23 protein-coding genes, 1 rRNA gene and 1 riboswitch are annotated in these 18,977 nt (G+C 44.7%); of the genes, 22 read left to right on the forward strand and 2 right to left on the reverse strand.

The window, feature by feature from the left end:
• The first annotated feature begins 57 nt into the window (after positions 1-57).
• Positions 58-174: ribosomal RNA gene (rrf, locus tag AC1DLI_RS27885) — 5S ribosomal RNA — on the forward strand.
• Positions 175-281: 107 nt separating this feature from the next.
• On the opposite strand, the gene AC1DLI_RS27890 is transcribed toward rrf, so the two are convergent.
• Positions 282-812: a transposase gene (locus AC1DLI_RS27890; RefSeq protein WP_477607976.1), complete on the reverse strand. Its 531-nt coding sequence runs from the start codon at positions 810-812 to the stop codon at positions 282-284.
• Positions 813-1,044: 232 nt separating this feature from the next.
• Between AC1DLI_RS27890 and AC1DLI_RS27895 the strand changes: the two genes are divergently transcribed.
• The 10 genes from AC1DLI_RS27895 (at position 1,045) to rsmI (ending at position 8,516) form a co-directional block, all read left to right on the forward strand.
• Positions 1,045-1,236 carry a sigma factor G inhibitor Gin gene (locus tag AC1DLI_RS27895; RefSeq protein WP_308998562.1) on the forward strand — a complete coding sequence of 64 codons (192 nt, stop codon included), beginning with the start codon at positions 1,045-1,047 and terminating at the stop codon, positions 1,234-1,236.
• Between the two features lie 104 nt (positions 1,237-1,340).
• Positions 1,341-2,840, forward strand: coding sequence for an aminotransferase class I/II-fold pyridoxal phosphate-dependent enzyme (locus AC1DLI_RS27900; protein WP_477607978.1), 1,500 nt, complete (start codon positions 1,341-1,343; stop codon positions 2,838-2,840).
• A 114-nt stretch (positions 2,841-2,954) separates the two neighbouring features.
• Entirely contained in the window at positions 2,955-3,605 is a 651-nt protein-coding gene (tmk, locus tag AC1DLI_RS27905; RefSeq protein WP_477607981.1) for a dTMP kinase, read from the forward strand.
• Between the two features lie 132 nt (positions 3,606-3,737).
• On the forward strand, positions 3,738-4,067 hold the full coding sequence (locus AC1DLI_RS27910) for a cyclic-di-AMP receptor (RefSeq protein ID WP_054025787.1): 330 nt from the start codon (positions 3,738-3,740) through the stop codon (positions 4,065-4,067).
• Between the two features lie 16 nt (positions 4,068-4,083).
• Entirely contained in the window at positions 4,084-4,527 is a 444-nt protein-coding gene (locus AC1DLI_RS27915; protein WP_477607983.1) for a YaaR family protein, read from the forward strand.
• 33 nt (positions 4,528-4,560) lie between these two features.
• Positions 4,561-5,538 carry a DNA polymerase III subunit delta' gene (holB, locus tag AC1DLI_RS27920; RefSeq protein ID WP_477607985.1) on the forward strand — a complete coding sequence of 326 codons (978 nt, stop codon included), beginning with the start codon at positions 4,561-4,563 and terminating at the stop codon, positions 5,536-5,538.
• Positions 5,539-5,541: 3 nt separating this feature from the next.
• Entirely contained in the window at positions 5,542-6,345 is an 804-nt protein-coding gene (locus AC1DLI_RS27925; RefSeq protein WP_053373398.1) for a PSP1 domain-containing protein, read from the forward strand.
• A 62-nt stretch (positions 6,346-6,407) separates the two neighbouring features.
• Positions 6,408-6,809 (forward strand): initiation-control protein YabA, encoded by a 402-nt coding sequence (locus AC1DLI_RS27930; RefSeq protein WP_308998567.1) that lies wholly within the window; start codon positions 6,408-6,410, stop codon positions 6,807-6,809.
• A 160-nt stretch (positions 6,810-6,969) separates the two neighbouring features.
• On the forward strand, positions 6,970-7,638 hold the full coding sequence (locus AC1DLI_RS27935) for a tRNA1(Val) (adenine(37)-N6)-methyltransferase (RefSeq protein WP_477608098.1): 669 nt from the start codon (positions 6,970-6,972) through the stop codon (positions 7,636-7,638).
• Complete coding sequence (gene rsmI, locus AC1DLI_RS27940) at positions 7,635-8,516, forward strand: 16S rRNA (cytidine(1402)-2'-O)-methyltransferase (RefSeq protein WP_477607988.1); 882 nt, start codon at positions 7,635-7,637, stop codon at positions 8,514-8,516. Before AC1DLI_RS27935 ends, rsmI begins: the two co-directional genes overlap by 4 nt.
• A 129-nt stretch (positions 8,517-8,645) precedes the next feature.
• Here the strand turns inward: rsmI and AC1DLI_RS27945 are convergent, their stop codons facing one another.
• Entirely contained in the window at positions 8,646-8,900 is a 255-nt protein-coding gene (locus AC1DLI_RS27945; protein ID WP_028609554.1) for an AbrB/MazE/SpoVT family DNA-binding domain-containing protein, read from the reverse strand.
• A 271-nt stretch (positions 8,901-9,171) separates the two neighbouring features.
• On the opposite strand from AC1DLI_RS27945, the gene AC1DLI_RS27950 reads away from it, so the two are divergent.
• The 11 genes from AC1DLI_RS27950 to AC1DLI_RS28000 all read left to right on the forward strand — a co-directional run bounded on the left by AC1DLI_RS27950 (position 9,172) and on the right by AC1DLI_RS28000 (position 18,859).
• On the forward strand, positions 9,172-10,470 hold the full coding sequence (locus AC1DLI_RS27950) for an HD domain-containing protein (RefSeq protein ID WP_477607991.1): 1,299 nt from the start codon (positions 9,172-9,174) through the stop codon (positions 10,468-10,470).
• Positions 10,471-10,487: 17 nt separating this feature from the next.
• A complete protein-coding gene (locus tag AC1DLI_RS27955) occupies positions 10,488-11,261 on the forward strand; it encodes a TatD family hydrolase (RefSeq protein WP_477607993.1) in 774 nt (257 codons plus the stop codon).
• A gap of 184 nt (positions 11,262-11,445) precedes the next feature.
• A riboswitch (cyclic di-AMP (ydaO/yuaA leader) is annotated at positions 11,446-11,626 on the forward strand.
• 251 nt (positions 11,627-11,877) lie between these two features.
• Complete coding sequence (locus AC1DLI_RS27960; RefSeq protein WP_477607995.1) at positions 11,878-13,026, forward strand: ubiquitin-like domain-containing protein; 1,149 nt, start codon at positions 11,878-11,880, stop codon at positions 13,024-13,026.
• 124 nt (positions 13,027-13,150) lie between these two features.
• Positions 13,151-13,699, forward strand: coding sequence for a ribonuclease M5 (gene rnmV, locus AC1DLI_RS27965; RefSeq protein WP_308998572.1), 549 nt, complete (start codon positions 13,151-13,153; stop codon positions 13,697-13,699).
• Positions 13,700-13,703: 4 nt separating this feature from the next.
• Entirely contained in the window at positions 13,704-14,627 is a 924-nt protein-coding gene (gene rsmA, locus AC1DLI_RS27970) for a 16S rRNA (adenine(1518)-N(6)/adenine(1519)-N(6))-dimethyltransferase RsmA (protein ID WP_477607998.1), read from the forward strand.
• 75 nt (positions 14,628-14,702) lie between these two features.
• A complete protein-coding gene (gene yabG, locus AC1DLI_RS27975; protein WP_308998574.1) occupies positions 14,703-15,587 on the forward strand; it encodes a sporulation peptidase YabG in 885 nt (294 codons plus the stop codon).
• Between the two features lie 261 nt (positions 15,588-15,848).
• Positions 15,849-16,124 carry a biofilm formation stimulator Veg gene (veg, locus tag AC1DLI_RS27980; RefSeq protein ID WP_053373389.1) on the forward strand — a complete coding sequence of 92 codons (276 nt, stop codon included), beginning with the start codon at positions 15,849-15,851 and terminating at the stop codon, positions 16,122-16,124.
• Between the two features lie 198 nt (positions 16,125-16,322).
• Positions 16,323-16,508: a small, acid-soluble spore protein, alpha/beta type gene (locus tag AC1DLI_RS27985; protein ID WP_308998575.1), complete on the forward strand. Its 186-nt coding sequence runs from the start codon at positions 16,323-16,325 to the stop codon at positions 16,506-16,508.
• Between the two features lie 136 nt (positions 16,509-16,644).
• The gene (ispE, locus tag AC1DLI_RS27990; RefSeq protein WP_308998576.1) at positions 16,645-17,499 is read left to right on the forward strand and encodes a 4-(cytidine 5'-diphospho)-2-C-methyl-D-erythritol kinase; all 855 of its coding nucleotides are present in this window, start codon (positions 16,645-16,647) and stop codon (positions 17,497-17,499) included.
• Between the two features lie 82 nt (positions 17,500-17,581).
• Complete coding sequence (gene purR / locus AC1DLI_RS27995; RefSeq protein ID WP_308998577.1) at positions 17,582-18,409, forward strand: pur operon repressor; 828 nt, start codon at positions 17,582-17,584, stop codon at positions 18,407-18,409.
• Between the two features lie 51 nt (positions 18,410-18,460).
• On the forward strand, positions 18,461-18,859 hold the full coding sequence (locus AC1DLI_RS28000) for a RidA family protein (protein ID WP_477608002.1): 399 nt from the start codon (positions 18,461-18,463) through the stop codon (positions 18,857-18,859).
• Positions 18,860-18,977 lie beyond the last annotated feature (118 nt).

An 18,977-nucleotide genomic window follows, 5' to 3' on the forward strand; every position in this document is an offset into this window, starting at 1 on the left:
AAAGGTTTCAGCAAACCTAACTTTCGTATCCAGTTTTCAGCGTGYAAAYACGCTACGTTTGGTGGCGATGGCGGAGGGGAACCACGCGTTCCCATACCGAACACGACCGTTAAGCCCTCCAGCGCCAATGGTACTTAGACCGCAGGGTCTTGGGAGAGTAGGACGTCGCCAAACACGAGAGACCTATCGCATGTGATGCGATAGGTTTTTTGTTTCGTTGGAGTTGAATAGGGAGAACAAAGGCCTTAGAGTGCTCTATTTGAGCTTCTAAGGCCTTTGGTTTATCGACGGTAATACGATGCTTCTCGAGCCTCGAGTCGAAGCACACCATCCTTCTGTTCTCTACGGAAAGAGAAGGAGAGCAGTAAACGCGGGAAAAGCAGCCATAGATGCCAGCTTACGATACTAATCATCAATGATTCTTTAATCCAAGGGTATAGAAGGGCAATGGCACAAAGGCCAATCCAAAACATATGTCGATGAACTCGGCGGAATAATAGAAGCTTAATATCGTTTGCAGGCTTAAAACCGATCCAAGGCGGTGTAATTCGCCAAATCCACTTGCGGTCAGCGGCTTCGTCTACTCCAATAAAGGTGAGCAGTATTATTGCGATATGTATGATTTGGACCACCGCGAACCCGAACAACCAGGAAAACAAACCGTCCATTTGGTACATAAGCATTTGAAATGCCAATAAAATGGCCGCAATTAGCAAATGGCTTTGAATTAGTTCCGGGCGTATGACCATTCGTTTCACAAGCTGGTATTGATAAATGGTGGCATTTTTTTGTTCTGACAATTTTTGTTGCATGGTCGAACGTCCTTTCTATTTCAAAGTATAGGGACTCTCGTTAACTATATCGGTTTTTGCGAGCAATCTGTCCATATCTTTTGTGAAACAATTTCACTGATTTAGTAACCATTAGCCCAGATGGGGCATACGATATATAAATATTTGAAATGCGCTATGAAACAAGTATAAATAGATAGACTATGTGTCATAATAATAGCTATATAGGATCAAACTGAAAGCGGGGATTGTTATGGACGATAATCGCGAGTATCAATGTAATATTTGTTATGAGAAAAAGGAAGAAGGACAAGGCATCCGAATAGTTTCGGGTTTCATTTGTGAGAGCTGTGAAGAAGAAATGGTAAAAACCGATGTTAAAGATGCGAAATATCCTTTCTTCATTCATCAAATGAAACAAATATTTTTGGGCGAAAATGCGTGAGCGGTTTCTGACATGAGAAGCCGTTCTTTTTTTTGCCTGTTATTAATGTAAAATAAGATGAAGGTTCTACATGTTTGCTTATTTGAAAGGAATGTCAGAATATAATGAAGCCGTTTATTGCACCGTTATTTCATGCGCTTGTAAGTCATGCTACTTCGCATCCGACGGGATTTCATGTGCCTGGACATCATGCAGGACAAGCGCTTAAGCAGTCTAAATGGAAAGACAAAGCAAACAACGAAATAATCGAATACTTTTATAAAATTATGCAGATTGATGTTACCGAGCTCTCTTCTACTGACGATTTGCATCATCCTGAAGCTTCAATACAAGAAGCGCAGCAATTGGCAGCTCATACCTTTGGGGCGGAGGATACTTATTTTTTAGTAGGTGGCAGTACATCGGGGAACATTGCTTTGCTGCTTACCGTTTGCGAACCGGATGATATTATTATTGTGCAGCGTAATGTGCACAAATCAATTCTAAACGGATTGAAATTAGCTGGAGCCAAGGCTGTATTTCTAACGCCTCAAGTTGAGCCTATGTCCGGGCTAGCGACCATACCAACTGTACAGCAAGTAGAAGAAGCCCTCGTCTCATACCCTGAGGCCAAGGCCGTCTTATTGTCTAACCCTAATTATTATGGAATGGGTGTAAAGCTGAGGCCTTATGTTGAGGCTGTACACCGTAAAAATAAACCAATTCTGATTGACGAGGCACATGGCGCTCATTTCGGAATGCATCCTTCATTTCCAAACGCGGCGTTATCCGAGGGTGTCGATGCAGTAGTACAATCGGCACATAAGACATTGCCAACCTTAACGATGGGGGCCTTGCTTCATATTCAAGGAAACAGAATTTCTAGAGAGACGCTACGTCAGTCATTAGCGATGATTCAAAGTTCAAGTCCGTCATTTCCAATTCTTGCTTCCATGGATATTTCCCGCGCAATGATCGATTCATTGGGGGAGGATATGTTTCAAGAAAGTCTAGATTCAGCAGCGGCTTTTCGCAAATGGTTAAGTGAACAGCAATCGGACATTATTGAATTGAAACCGCGTAACGTTGGAGAAACGGAACTTTATTTTGACCCCTTACGAATCGTGCTCCATGATAAAAGCGGCCAGCGATCCGGCTTTGAGCTTCAAAAGCAATTGGAGCAGCAGGGTTGTTTCGCTGAGATGGCTGATCCGCGGTATGTCGTGCTTGTACTAGGCATTCAAACTTCCTTAATGGACATACATAAACTCCAGCTGGCCATTGAGAAAATGAGCAGCGCTGCTAACAGGACATTAGGAGAAATAGTTAAACCCATTACTCCAAGCGTATCCGTTAATTTATGCAGCAGCATTTCTGAGCCTGTTTCATTTGCAAGAGGAAAGTTTAAAAAGGAATCAAGCGAACGCATATTATTACATGAGGCTGAACACCATATATCGGCTGAGATGGTTACGCCGTATCCGCCGGGTATTGCGATTTTGTACCCTGGAGAAAAAATAACGGCGGCGATGATCGAGCATATCACACAGCTTGCCTTCGCAGGCACAAAATTTCAAGGGGCAGCAGATCCCAAAATGCAAACGATTGCCGTTTACTCTAAATGAGCTGTAATAAGAGTAGGTTTTGTAGAATGAGGCATTTCTTCATTGTACAAGGGGTACCGCTTTGTTAATATAGAATAAAGTATAGTTAACATAAACGATAGGAGAAGCCTTAGTTTGAGAAAAGGTGTTTTCATTACCATAGAAGGCGGCGAAGGTGCCGGCAAATCGACACTGATTGAACAGCTATCGAATAAGATGTTTCAAAGGGGAAAAATGGTCACTACGACAAGAGAGCCTGGCGGGATCCCGATTGCGGAACAAATTCGTACCGTCATTTTGGACCGTGAGCATGTCGCGATGGATGCAAGAACGGAGGCTCTGCTTTATGCAGCTGCCCGCAGGCAGCATCTTGTGGAAAAGGTTGCACCTGCGCTTGAACAAGGGCAAATGGTCATTTGTGATCGTTTCGTAGACAGCAGCCTCGCCTATCAAGGTTATGCCAGGGGCCTTGGAATGGATGAGGTTTGGGCAATAAATCGATTCGCTATCCAAGATCTTATGCCGGATTTGACCATTTATATGGATATATCCCCTGAAGTAGGCCTGAAGCGTATCTCGCAAGCGTCTGAGCGGGAAATCAATCGGCTGGATTTAGAGAAGAATTCCTTTCATGAAAGGGTACGAGAAGGCTATTTGCAGCTGCTGAAGCAAAATCCTGATCGAATCGTGCGAATTGATGCCGAACAAAGTCCTGAATTGGTGCTTAATGACGTTTTAACGGCAATTGACAGCCGACTTGCAGGATTTCTTGCAACCGATGTCTAATTTTAAACAATAGGCTTTTTTGAGGAATAGAAGTTATTCTCTCTAAAAGGCTTTAAGGGATACAAAGGCATACTAAGAAACAAACGCAAGTTATTAATAACCTATTCTAATAGTAGTCAAGGGGGAATGAAGATGAAATTAGTAATTGCGGTTATTCAAGATAAGGATAGCAACCGGTTGTCGAATGCACTTGTGCGTGAGGGTTTTAGAGCCACAAAGCTTGCAAGTACGGGCGGCTTCTTAAGAGCAGGCAACACAACCTTTATGATTGGTATTGAAGACGAGAGAGTGCATGAAGTGCTGCAGGTCATTAATGCAAATTGTAAGGTGCGTGATCAGTTGGTTACGCCTGTTTCACCGATGGGTGGGTCGACAGATTCTTATATTCCTTTCCCTGTTGAAGTACAGGTCGGCGGCGCAGCGGTATTCGTAATGCCTGTTGAACGATTTGAGCATTTCTGATTGGGCGTGACATTAAATGAAAATTGATCAAGGCTTCCGGCCATTAGGGCAAAATAGAACGAACAACGATGCGTTAAACAAGCAGGTTCAGTCAAGAAGCTTTGCCGACACCATGGTTCAACAGGATGCTGATCGTACCCAAGAGCAGTTACAACAAAAGCTGCAGGACATTCATAAACAAGGCGAGCGGTTGGCTAGAATAATGACTGTCCGCGAATTAAAACTTTACCGTCAAATGATCAAGCAGTTTTTGGAAGACACCATTAGGCGAGGAGTCGTTCTGAAGGAAGTCAAAGGCTTTGATCGTAGAGGACGAATTAAGCGATATAAACTGCTGGATGAGATTGATGCCACGCTTATCTCAATGGCCGAGGATTTACTGGATAGTGAGCAGGGAAGAATTGATTTGCTTAACAGGATCGGTGAGATACGTGGTCTTCTTATTAACTTGTTATTTTAATGAGAAGAGAGCAGGGAAAGGTTAGGAACGACGATGAGCCTTGAACAAATTCCAGGGCAATGGAAAGCACAGAGGATTTTGTCACATGCGCTGCAAAGTGGTAAAATTTCTCACGCTTATTTATTTAACGGTCCATCGGGTACTGGCCGAATGGCAATGGCACGCGAGTTCGCTAAAGCGTTGTTCTGTACGGCAGGCGGTGCGGATGCATGCGGAGAGTGCCTGGAGTGCAGGAAGTTTGAACATGGAAATCAAACAGACTTAACGACGATCGTACCCGATGGACAATCGATAAAAATCGACCAAATTCGAGAGCTGCAGCGCGATTTTTCTTATCGCAATAGCGGGACGAAGCGCAAAGTCTATATGATCGCGCAGGCTGACAAAATGACGATGCAAGCAGCGAACAGCTTGCTCAAGTTTCTAGAAGAGCCGTTGTCTCCTGTCGTAGCTATTTTGATAACCGACAATGGACAAGCCGTTCTTCCTACGATTCGCTCTCGTACACAGTGGGTTCCATTCTTACCGATGTCACCTGAAATTATGCTGCAAACGCTTATTGCTGAGGGTGCTCCATCTGTTTTAGCCCGAACGGCTGTTCAATTAACATCAGGATTGGATGGTGCAAGACAATTTCTCCAGCAGAATCAGTTTGCAGAAATCAGAAGCCTAGTGATACAATTAGGTAAGGAGAGTTTGACCCGATTCACCGCGGCGATGATCACTGCTGGACAACAGCTATTTAAAACAGATTTAGTGGAACATACACAATTGCTGTTGTCGTTATTAGTTATATGGTTTAAAGATTTGATACAGTTCCAGGCCGGCAGGCAGGACAACATCGTTTTTATAGATCAGTTAGATTGGATAAGCAAGCATGCTTTTAATCGTTCGTTCGCAGGCTGGGTGTCCTGCATCGAACATACGTTAGAAGCGAGTAAGCGTATGCGTGCAAATGTTACGCCACAGCTCGCATTTGAGCAACTATTGGTAAACTTACAGGAGGGCTAATTCTTGTATAATGTCATCGGTGTCCGCTTCAAGAAAGCGGGCAAGATCTATTACTTTGATCCGGTTGAGCATCCCGTGGATAAGGAGCAACATGTTATTGTTGAAACAGCACGCGGAATCGAATACGGTAAAGTGGTGGTGGGACAGAAGCAAGTCGGTGAATCGGATGTTGTTCTTCCTCTTAAGAAAGTAATACGCATTGCAAGCGATGTCGATGCAAAGGTCGTCGAAGAAAATCGTGCAGCAGCCAAAAATGCGTTTTCTACTTGTCTTGAAAAGATTAAAGGTCACCAGCTTCGTATGAAGTTAGTTGACGTAGAATTCACGTTTGACCGCAACAAAATTATTTTTTACTTTACGGCTGAAGGTAGAGTCGACTTCCGTGAGCTAGTCAAGGATTTAGCCAGTGTATTTCGTACTCGTATCGAACTCAGACAGATTGGGGTTCGGGACGAAGCGAAAATGCTAGGCGGGATTGGCCCATGCGGACGAGTACTATGCTGTTCTTCTTGGCTGGGCGATTTTGAACCCGTATCGATAAAGATGGCCAAGGATCAGAATTTATCGCTTAATCCGACAAAAATCTCCGGGTTATGCGGACGCCTTATGTGCTGCCTTAAATATGAGCATGACAATTACGAAAGCATTCGTGAAGAGCTTCCGGCAATTGGTAAATTCGTAGTCACCTCATATGGTGAAGGTAAAGTAACGGGTATTAACACATCTACCAAAAGCGTGTATGTTCAATTATTTGATACACCAGGTAAACCGAAAGAACTGTCGATGGATGATGTCGTCATCAAATAAGCGGCAGAGTGCGATTCTCACGGGTGAGGTTACACTCACGCTTGAAGCTCTGGGGTGGGAACTTGGAGAAGAACGATATATTCGCAAAAATGGACGAGCTGGATAACCAAGTGGGTGTGTTCCATAAGGAGCTTACGGATTTGAAGCAGAAGGTAAAAGAGCTGCTCGAGGATAATAAGCGACTTAGTGAAGAGAACGACCAGCTGCGTCAGTTGTTTAAGAGAGAAGCAGAGCTGGAGCGTGAAGTTGTTAAAGCGCCAGCTAAAGGCAAGAAATCGGGAGCAAATCAAGAGGCACATTCGCCCAATAATCAATCATTTGCAGAAGCGAGTGTTGCGATTGGGGAAGGCCACGATAATTTGACCCGGTTGTATCATGAAGGATTCCACATATGCAACGTTTATTACGGGCATTTGCGGACGGAGGGTGACTGTTTGTTCTGTCTATCCTTTCTAAATAAATAATGGAATCCGTATCGACATGCCGTCCTTGCCGCAAAGGGCGGTATTTTTATTAAGCAGGCCATGAAAAATTATAGAAATGCATACCGAATACTTAAAAGGAGCGGCTTAAATCGTGTCGGAACAAATTATTTTAGCAGAGAATGAAAGACTTGATGATCTCATGACAGAATCAGGCCTAAAAATTATACAAAGCAGGGAAGTATTTAGCTTCTCGCTTGATGCGGTATTGCTCTCTCGCTTTGCAAGCGTGCCAAAGCATGGCCGTATCGTAGATTTATGCACGGGTAACGGAGTTATCCCTATGCTCCTAACGACTCGTACGAATGCTCGGATCGATGCGGTTGAGATTCAACCGAGATTAGCGGATATGGCGAGAAGAAGCGTAATGCTTAATCAGTTGACTGAACAGATTACTGTTATTGAACAGGATCTGCGATTATATCCAAAGCTTGCTGGAAACGGCGTATACGATGCCGTAACGGTGAATCCGCCTTACATGCCGGTAACGGCAGGAGATCAGAATGAAAATGAGCATTATGCCATCGCTAGGCATGAGATTCACTGTACGCTGGATGACGTGGCAGAAGCATGCTCACGGCTCGTACGTCCCGGAGGCAAGGTGTCCATGGTTCATCGTCCATCAAGACTGCTCGATATCGTTGAAACCATGCGTAAGTGGAGGCTTGAGCCAAAGCGCATTCAATTTGTACATCCGCATGCAAAGGCGGAGGCCAACATGGTATTAATAGAAGCTATGCGGGATGGAAAACCTGATATTAAGCTACTTCCACCTATCATGGTTTATGAAAACGGGGTGCAGATCGTTTGAATATACAAAAAAGCTTTTCTGATGCTGCCCAAGAAGGTTTCGGCAGCCTATATTTAGTTGCTACGCCAATAGGCAATTTAGAGGATATGACTTTTCGTGCGATACGTACCTTGAAGGAGGTTCAGCTCATCGCAGCGGAGGATACGAGGCAAACGCGTAAGCTGCTTACTCATTTTGAGATCGGAACACGGATTGTAAGCTACCATGAGCATAATAAGCGGGCAAGCGGGCCCGAGCTGATAAGATTGCTGATGGAGGGACAATCTATTGCATTAGTAAGCGATGCGGGATTGCCCGCTATCTCAGACCCCGGCGCTGATCTCGTAAAAGAAGCGATTGAAAATAACATCCCTGTTATTCCGGTTCCTGGAGCGAATGCAGCATTGTCCGCATTAATTATTTCAGGCTTACCGACTGAACGGTTTTTATTTGCAGGGTTTCCGCCCCGTGAAAAAAAATCATTAACGAAATGGCTGATGGAGCTGCAGGGCGAGAAAGGGACCCTCCTTTTTTACGAATCTCCGCATCGGATAATCAAAACACTTGCGGTACTTCAGGAATGTCTCGGTGATCGCCAAATTGCTTGTGTCAGAGAACTGACAAAACGTCACGAAGAAGCAGTACGCGGCCGTGTAACGGAATGTATGGAATGGTTCGAAGAGCATCCGCCGCTGGGCGAGTTTTGTATTGTAGTTGAGGGGGCAGAGGGGATAGGGGCGAGTGAACAGCTGCTTCCTGAAATTTGGTGGTCAGAATTAGACCTTGAGGCACATGTTGCTCATTATGAAGAGCAGTATGACCGAAAAGAAGCGATTAAAAGGGTTGCTGTGGATCGAGGATTACCAAAGCGGGATGTATATAATGAGGTAAATAGATAGAAAATGTTTCTAAAAAGAAAAAAAGACAAAAAAAGACCTTCCTGGCCGGGTTCAAGCGCAGGAAGGCAACAAGGAGTATAAAAAAGGTTAGAATTAACAAGTTGATAAGTACAGTATAACCTATTTTTTTTATTTTGTCACAGGTGTAGGCATCTCTGACAAACAAATATGGCAAACAATTTTTCCTTTGAAGTAAGAAACGTTTTCTGCATTGCCACAGAAGATACATGCAGGCTCATATTTCTTAAGCATGATGCGCTCGCCGTCTACATAAATTTCAAGTGCGTCTTTCTCGCCTATACCGAGTGTACGACGCAATTCGATTGGTATAACGACGCGTCCCAGCTCATCAACCTTACGAACAATACCAGTAGATTTCATCATAATCTATCATTGCCCCTCTCAAAATACGTTTCGCCATCGTTCGACATAGTTTTTGCTTTTATGAATACTATAATACCAACGATTACCATAATAGTCAACTAAGAATATTGCCAATAAATGCCGTTACCATAAGTATTTGACTAGATACTAGGCTCATATTACTCTGTAATAGAATACAACAGCTTCGACAATTTGGAAACTGATTTACGACACTATTCGACATCGTATTCACTTTTTGTGTCGAAAATATGAACAAAGGAGTTGAGAGACGATGAAGCAACAGCTGACTGAAGAAAAAGTTTTTAAGGATCCGGTCCATAATTATATTTATGTTCAAGACCAAACGATTTGGGATTTAATTAACACAAAAGAGTTTCAAAGGCTGCGGCGGATACGTCAATTAGGAACCTCCTATTTAACATTCCATGGTGCTGAGCACAGCCGTTTTTCTCATTCGCTTGGCGTATATGAAATTACACGTAAAATTATTTCTCAGTTTGAACGTAACGGGTATCCGGATTGGCCTGCTGAGGAGAGATTAGTCTCACTCTGTGCAGCGCTTCTTCATGATGTCGGTCATGGTCCGTTCTCCCATTCATTAGAAGAAGTATTCGACACGGACCATGAAGAGTGGACATGTAAAATCGTGCTGGAGGATACAGAAATCAATCGAGTGCTGCGTGCAGTATCGGAGCAGTTTCCTGCGCAGGTAGCGGCAGTCATTCAAAAAACATATCCAAAGCCAATTGTCGTAAGTCTAATATCTAGTCAAATGGACGCGGACCGTATGGATTATTTACTTAGAGATGCTTATTTTACCGGTGTCAATTACGGTACGTTTGATCTAGAACGAATTTTGCGCGTATTACGTCCCTATAAAGGGAAAATTGTTGTCAAAGAAAGTGGAATGCACGCGGTAGAGCATTATTTGATGTCGCGTTACCAAATGTATTGGCAGATTTACTTCCATCCAGTTACAAGAAGCTCTGAGATTATTTTACGTCAAATATTTCGTAGAGCGCAGGAGCTTTATGTGGGTGGGTACGTATTTGAATGGATGCCGAAGCCGATTAAGGGGCTTATTCATAACACGATGACGGTCCAAGACTATTTAAAGCTGGATGAGGCTTTGGTTCAAACGGCCTTCACGCAATGGGCTGAGGAGCGGGATCCTTTGCTAAGCGATCTTTGCAGCAGGTTTATGAACCGTCAATTATATAAGTACATAACCATCGAAGATCCTGATGAAGCACTTCTAAATGAAATTAGTGATTGCTTCTCTTCTATAGGAATGAATCCAGATTATCATATGGAGATTGACTTCCCCTTTGACCTGCCGTATGACGTATACCGTCCAGATAAAAAAGAAGGCGAAAAGAAAGAAAAAGCGCCGATTTTGTTGTTAGATGTTCAGGATGAAATATGCGAAATATCTGCCAAATCCGACATCGTTCGTTCAATTACGGGTCTTCATCAAGGTGAATATCATTTGTATTACCCAGAGGAGCCGCTTAAAAAAAATATACACTTAATCCCAGAAAGACTAAAAAACCTATTCAAACTCGCTTAAAGGAGCCTGACATAAATATGACATTACTTTTTGATACACATACCCATTTAGACTCATATAAGTTCGATGAGGATCGCGATGAAGTCATTCAGCGCGCAAAGGACGCAGGCGTGCATATGCTCGTCAATATCGGCTTTAACCGTGAAACAATTCCAACAACTATGGCGCTTGCAGAGAAATACGATTTTATTTATGCAGCGGTAGGCTGGCATCCCGTAGACAGCATTGATATGGCTCCTGGTGATTTGGAATGGATCGAACGGCTATGCTCTCATGAAAAGGTCGTTGCTATTGGTGAGATTGGTCTTGACTATCACTGGGATACTTCACCAAAGGATGTCCAGCAGCGTGTATTTCGGGAGCAAATTCGACTTGCCCGCAAGGTAGGAAAGCCGATTGTCATCCATAATCGAGATGCACATGAAGATGTCATTCGCATTTTACAAGAGGAAAATGCAGCTGAGGTCGGAGGTGTTATGCACTGTTTCTCAGGCAGCTGGGAAACGGCTAAGCAATGCTTGGATATGAACTTCTATATTTCATTCGGAGGACCGGTTACATTCCAAAATGCAAGGGTGCCGAAAGAGGTGCTGAAGCAGGTTCCACTCGATCGGATTTTGATTGAAACTGATGCTCCATATTTGGCTCCTCATCCATTCAGAGGGAAGCGAAATGAGTCCTCTTTTGTATCGCTTGTAGCAGAGACCGCGGCCGAATTATTGGGTAAAACGGTAGAAGAAATAGGCGTAATTACGACCGAAAACGGAAAAAAATGTTTTGGTATTGTATGAAAATGAGAGAAATGAAGAGAATGAAAGACCTTTATCGCGTAAAAAGTGATTTTTGTACTGAATATCGCTTATTTTTTCCCTCTTTATCCACCATTTTCGCTTAAATCGTCTTTTATCGTATCTTTACAATTGACCTCGTATGAGGGTATGATTCATCTCAGAGCAATAAAATTTTGTATTGGATTTCCAGTTTGCGCTTAATCTCCAATTGGAGAGCGGGGGAACCAGATGCGGGTTAATGTACCGTGTTTTGAATTCTTCAGGGGTGAATTTCGATGCCTTTGCCATGAGCATTGTGTAACGAATAGGGCGACTCTCTTGCCCGAATCCGTCAGCTAACCTCGTAAGCGTTATAGAGAGTGATCAACCTCGTGCATCCATTTTTCTGTATCCCAGTGTAATCAATTACTCGGGAAGCCACGAAACAGATCCTCTGTCGACGGCTTCTTTTTATTTTCGAATAATCGGAAATATGTCGACATAGGGATTAAAGATGGGGGTGGGAGGATCGATAAGGTAGTACTGGATTGCGTGCTTGCACGCCAATATACTATAGTCGCGTCAGTTGTATCATGCGTAACACTTGGCGGCGGGGCTATGAAGGAGGACCGATGAAGTGGGAATACTCCAGGTTAAGGACACCCATGGGAAACGATCATCCAGCATGTCTTTCGCATTGCGATGGAAGCGTGAAAACTTGCGTTTGATTCTTTTGAGTGCTATTATCTCAATCGCTATGACTTTCATGTTTTTGGTGTTGTTGTACGGAACGGCTGTCAAAAGCGTCTCCGTAGTAGTGAACGGACAAGAAACCATTGTTGAAACGAAGCAATGGGTCCTGCAACGCCTACTGGATGAACAAGCTATCGCAATTGGACCACATGATGAGGTGTCCATACCGCTTAACGCGGCAATAAAGGACGGAGATCGTATCGAGGTAACTCATGCGATACCGGTAATTGTGAAAGCTGATGGCAAGACCTCTACTGTGTACACGACAGAGAGAACAGTGCAGGCAGCGATCGAGGAATTACATATTCCAGTTCGTGGTCAAGATAAAGTAATACCTCCACTCAATACGGTTTTGGATGCTGAGCAGATGGTAACGGTTGTTCGTGTTGACACGAAGGTGTCAGAGACCGAACGCGCGATGCCATTCTCTATAGTGAAAAAGTCGGATCCGACACTTGCGGCGGGCAAGGAAAAGCTTGTGCAAACCGGTAAGCAAGGTGTCATTGTGGAGAGCATCGAGAAGCAATACGAGGATGGCGTTCTTATTTCGAAGAAGATGGTCAGCAAGGTTGTTGAGACGGCTGCAGTTGATCAGGTTGTTGCGATCGGAACGAAGAAGGAAGCGCCTAAGGTAACGGTGCTCTCGAACAAAAGCCCGAGCATTGCATCGTTAACGAAAAGTGGAGTAACGTTCAAGGCGAAGAAGGTACTTAAGAATGTCATGCTGACTGCTTATTCTGCAGGTGTGGCTTCAACGGGTAAGGATACAAACCATCCACAATATGGAATTACGGCATCAGGGGCGCGCGTACAAGAGGGACGTACGATAGCCGTTGATCCGAAGGTTATTCCAATAGGCTGGTGGGTATATATTGAAGGAATCGGTTTCCGCCGGGCTGAGGATAAAGGTAGCGCGATTAAAGGAAACAAAATTGACGTATACTTTGATAGCACGAAGGTTGCCAATAAGTTCGGAAGAAAAAAAGGCATCACCGTGTATGTCCTGGGACCGAACAAACCTACTGCAAGCTAAGAAGTATCGTTACCATCATCTTATCGCCATTATCAATTAAATATGCCATCATAAGGAGAGGCACTGCCTCTTCTTTTTGCATGTTTTTGGGGTTAATGCAGCTTATGTAGAAGGGGATGTCTTGATGATCAAAGAGATCATTGTCGTTGAAGGAAAAGACGACACTGTGGCCATCAAACGGGCGGTGGAAGCAGATACCATTGAGACAAATGGTTCGGCAATCGGTGAGGATGTGCTGAAGAGAATCGCGCTGGCGAATGAGCGTCGAGGCGTTATCATATTTACAGATCCCGATCATGCGGGAGAACGGATTCGAAAAATAGTCGCGCGTCATGCACCAGGATGCAAGCATGCATTTTTGCCGCAGGAGAAGGCCTTGTACAAAGGAGATATCGGTATCGAAAACGCGAGTCCTGAAGCGATACGTACGGCGCTCTCCGAGCTTCGTACAGAGACGGCGGATGAAGCGGGAGAAGTTAGCTTCGAGGATTTAATGGAAGCGGGTCTAATTGTGCATCCCGATGCGTCTAATCGACGTTTGGTTATAGGCAGACTGCTCGGGATTGGGTATGCGAACGGCAAACAATTTTATAAACGCTGTACAAGCTTTCGAATTTCCAAAGCGGAATTTATAGAAGCATTCCGCAAAATGGAAGAGGAACTGGAGGGTTAGCCGGATGAGTGGTCAAGAGCAGAATGAAGTTACAAGCAGGTCAGCGGTAAAACAGGCTTCGATTGAAGTGGCTACACCAAAACGGACCAAAGAAATTATTGCGAAATATGGATTTTCCTTTAAGAAAAGCCTGGGCCAAAATTTTCTGATCGACCAAAATATTTTGAACAATATCGTAGCGGCTGCCGAGCTTGATGAAACAAAAGGAGCTCTTGAAATTGGCCCTGGCATCGGTGCGCTTACACAGCGGCTTGCACAAGCTGCTGGCAAGGTGACGGCTGTGGAAATTGATAATCGGCTTATTCCGATTTTGAAGGATGTACTGGCTGATGAAGCACATACGACAGTCATTCATGGCGATGTGCTCAAGCTGGATTTGAAACAGCTGTTTGCGGAGCAATTTGCTGATGTATCTGGCGTAAGCGTCGTGGCGAATTTACCGTACTATGTCACTACACCGATATTGATGAAGCTGTTGGAAGAGAAGCTGCCGCTTGAGCATATTGTTGTCATGATTCAGAAAGAAGTGGCAGAGCGGATGGCTGCTAAGCCAGGCGGCAAGGAATACGGCAGTCTCAGCGTTGCCGTTCAATATTATTGCGTGCCTAAGGTGGTCTGTATGGTACCTCATACGGTGTTTATTCCACAGCCAAATGTCGATTCTGCCGTAATTAAGCTATCTTTGCGCGACAAGCCGGCAGTCGATGTGCCGGATGAGGATCATTTTTTCCGTGTCGTACAGGCCAGCTTCGCACAGCGCAGGAAGACGCTAGCCAACAATCTGACAGCATTTGTGGGTAAGGAACGGCGCGAGGCATTAACAGAGATGCTTTTGAAGAACGATATCGATCCGATTAGGCGCGGAGAGACGCTATCACTCGAGGAATTTGCCCGTATTAGCCGGAGCATGCTGGAGGCGGGCTGGTAAAGCCAATCCTTTCGTTATAAAATACTCACCATTCGCCCTGTCTGCCCATAGGATAGACGAAGAGGTGATTTACCCATGAAGCAAGGGGACCTGGTCGTCCGCAAATCGTATGGCGGTGACGTGCTATTCAAGGTTGAGGCTGTTCGTACACATACTGCCGTTCTGAAGGGCACGGACTACCGATTGCTTGCGGATGCTCCGATTCCTGATCTGTCGGTCATACGCGATCCAGAAACGACAAGTGCGGTGCAGCAAGTTCGTATTAAAGTAAATGATTCCTTAAAACGAATGCATTCCGAACGAGAACGTCAAGCGATTGAGAACGAAGATAATATTCGGCATGCGTTGCAGCAGAGCCAGCCATTTTTTGAAGTGCCAGGAAAAGTGCTTCATCTCGACGGCGACGGTAACTATTTGAAGAAGAGCATGCAGTTGTACAATACGATGCATGTCCCTTCGCATGGCCTCCACGTGCATGAATCCCAAATGGCTGATGTGCTGTACCGACTACTGCCACAAATTCAACCGGATATTGTCGTTATTACCGGCCACGACGGTGTACTGAAGAACCGGGCGCAAATGGACCTGTACAGCCTAAGCAGCTACAAAAACTCACAGCATTTTGTTAATGCCGTACGCGTTGCACGTGAATATGAGAGAAATCGAGATGGATTGATCGTTATTGCCGGCGCTTGCCAATCACATTTTGAGGCACTGCTGCAGGTGGGCTCAAACTTTGCAAGCTCACCTGGGCGAATATTGATCCACGCGCTTGATCCGGTCTATATAGCTATCAAAGCAAGCTACACGTCAATTAAAGACACCATTAATTTATCGGATGTTATTCACGGCACGATTAGCGGAATCGACGGTGTGGGCGGTATTGAGACAATGGGACGCTTCCGTGTCGGTCTTCCAAAGCCCCAAATAACGGCGTCCAATTCAGTGTTGAAGCAATAATGGCTTAATTGCTGAGCTTTATTCCATAATTTTTTACCTACACGAAGGTGCAAAAGATCGCTGTTAAAAGCGCAAATATACATATTGGAGTTCAAGCAACTTCTTAATATGTATATTTTTTGCATTCATATGCATACTTTTTTAAAAATGGGTGAAATCACCGTTGACAAGTAAATATTCCGACTGATATAATATTTTGCCTCATTTGACAAGCCCCCTCTTTTTGGTTATAATGAACAAGGAAAGAGGTGGTAGTGGACAATGGCAAAAAATGCGCTATTGGATATTAAACGCAGCTTGGAAGCTCATGTTGGCTCCAAAATCCGTCTTCGAGCGAACGGTGGCCGACGAAAGACCATCGAACGAACCGGTACGTTGGAAGAAACCTACCCTTCTGTTTTCATTGTTAAGCTGGATGAAGAACAACATGCTTTCAAGCGTGTCTCATACAGTTATGCGGATATACTGACTGAGTCGGTGGAAGTGACCGTATGCAATGATGAAGGTCAAGTCCGTATCGCCCATTTGCAACAATAGAATATATATCGCCTAGTGAGGCATGTTAGCGCAGATCGCATCTGCGCTTTTTTTTTGCCTACAAACAGCAACAGCCCATTCCGGATTATGGTTTCTGTTCTTCGCGTATCGTGGAGCCGGTGCGGAAGCATACTACCTGTGCAATAGTGACAGGCGTATATTTTGAATCGGTCGAATTCGAATGTGGAGGTTATGCGAATGGGTCGCAGAAGGCGAGGCGTAATGTCGGAGCAATTGAAATATGAGCTGGCAAAAGATCTAGGGTTTTACGATACCGTGCAGCAAGAGGGCTGGGGAGGCATACGCGCGAAGGATGCCGGCAATATGGTCAAACGTGCTATTCAGCTTGCTGAACAGGCCGCTGCAAAATCGAACCAACCTTAATTAAAATCGATATTTTGGCAAGAAAAAGCTAAGCTGATGACAATCGGAAATCCATTGATTGTCATCTCTTAGCTTTTATTGCGTTCGTTTGATATAATGATGCTTAAGCATATGAACGAACGGGTGAACTTATTGGATGAAAATTTATGAAAAAGCTCCTGCCAAAATCAATTTACTGCTCGATGTGCTCCGCAAGCGTGATGACGGTTACCATGAAGTCGAAATGATCATGACGATGGTTGACCTTGCTGACCGACTTGAAATGGAAGAGCTGCCTAGAGATACTATTATTATTTCAAGCCAGGTTGGCTACATACCGCTAGACGAGAAGAACCTAGCCTTTCAGGCGGCTAGGCTTATTAAAGAACGCTATGATGTAAAGCAAGGTGTTTATATTCATTTAGACAAGAAGATACCTGTGGCTGCGGGTCTCGCAGGCGGAAGCAGTGATGCTGCTGCTGCGCTGCGCGGACTAAATCGACTATGGAAGCTGCAAATCCCAGAAGATGAGCTGTGCCGACTTGGCGCTGAGCTGGGATCTGACGTTCCATTTTGCGTAACAGGAGGTACAGCCATTGCTCGCGGCCGAGGCGAGGTTCTTGAGCATATCGCGAATCCTCCGCAATGCTGGGTAGTGCTGGCGAAGCCGCCAATTAATGTGTCGACAGCTGATGTGTATGGCAGATTCCGCGCAAATGAGCTGAAAGAGCATCCATCGATTCCTAATATGGTAAGCGCGCTCGAGCGAGGCTCCTTTAACGATATTTGCGAAGGGCTAGGCAATGTGCTGGAGAATGTCACCTTAGACGTTTATCCTGAGGTTATGCAATTGAAGGAAAGCATGATTCGGCTTGGGGCTGATGGTGTGTTAATGTCGGGAAGCGGGCCTACCGTATTCGGTCTTGTTTCGAAGGAAGCCAAGCTTCCACGCATTTATAATGGGCTTCGCGGCTTTTGTAAAGAAGTTTATGTGGTAAGAATGCTGACATAGGACTGACGTTCTTCTTGATTAAATCCGTATAAAAATGTTATATTGACATTATATTATTCGGATTTAGTGGGGGGAGATGTGTTTGAAGAAGTTGAAACGGAGCTCGCGGTTGGTAGAAATGACCCAATACCTGTTAAGTCGACCCCACACGTTAATTTCACTTACAGCATTTGCTGATCGATATCAATCGGCAAAGTCTTCTATTAGTGAGGACCTGGCGATCATCAAAGAAGTGTTTGAGGAAGAAGGCATTGGTGAGCTTCATACACTTGCTGGAGCTGCAGGCGGAGTAAAGTATACGCCGAAAATGCAAGAAACGACGGCTCTTACCATTATGACGAGCATATGCCGCCAGCTAGAGCAGCCTGAGAGGGTTCTTCCCGGCGGTTATTTGTATATAACGGATATGCTAGGTCAGCCGGAATTGCTGGCGGATGTCGGAAGAATGTTTGCAACCGCTTTTGCAGACCGGAAGATTGATGTGATTATGACGGTAGAAACAAAAGGGATACCGCTTGCTTATGCGACTGCGGCCTGCTTGAACATACCTGTTGTTATCGTGCGTCGAGATAATAAGGTGACAGAAGGCTCCGCGGTTAGTATTAACTATGTATCGGGGTCTACCAAGCGTATACAGACGATGTCCCTGGCTCGCAGAGCTCTTAAGGAGCAGTCGCGTGTCCTTATTATTGACGACTTCATGAAAGCAGGCGGAACGATCCAAGGCATGATGGACCTGTTGTTTGAGTTTAAGGCTATCGTAGCGGGAGTCGGCGTATTTGTTGAATCCGGCGAGGTGGAATTAGAAGAGCGGCTGCTTGAGGACTATATATCATTGGCTAAGCTGACTGCCGTTGATATGAAGACGAAGCAAACGACGGTAATTCCGGGAAATTATTTTAAAGCGTAGATACGTGTATAAGAGGGCATATATCTCCATGTAGGGAAGGCTGGGACCATAATGACAACGAAGCAACAACTGCAAGTGATTGCAACAGATCAAGCACCTGCGGCGATCGGACCTTATTCGCAAGCGATTAAGCTGGGGGGATTATTGTTCACTTCAGGACAAATTCCACTTGATTCGTCAGGTCAGCTTGTAGAGGGCGGCATTGAAGAGCAGACCCATCAGGTGTTCCGCAACTTGGAGGCCGTGCTTTCGGCAGCAGGTGCCAGCTTCCAGGATGTCGTGAAGGCAACCGTATTTATGAAAGACATGAATCAGTTTGCAGCGGTAAATGGCATTTATGCCTCCTACTTTGGAGAGCATAAGCCGGCTCGTTCGACCGTTGAGGTCGCAAGGCTGCCAAAGGATGTCCTTGTCGAAATAGAGGTCATTGCATCGACAAATGTCGAATGAAAACGAAAAAAATTCAATTTAAAAAAATATTTTAATTAGAGCATGATTTTACCAGAAATGTAGAAGGAATTGGCATAAAAATGTGGAAGTATACACCAAGTCTCTCATAGACAAAGGT

Source organism: Paenibacillus sp. 01T443 (genome assembly GCF_056398325.1).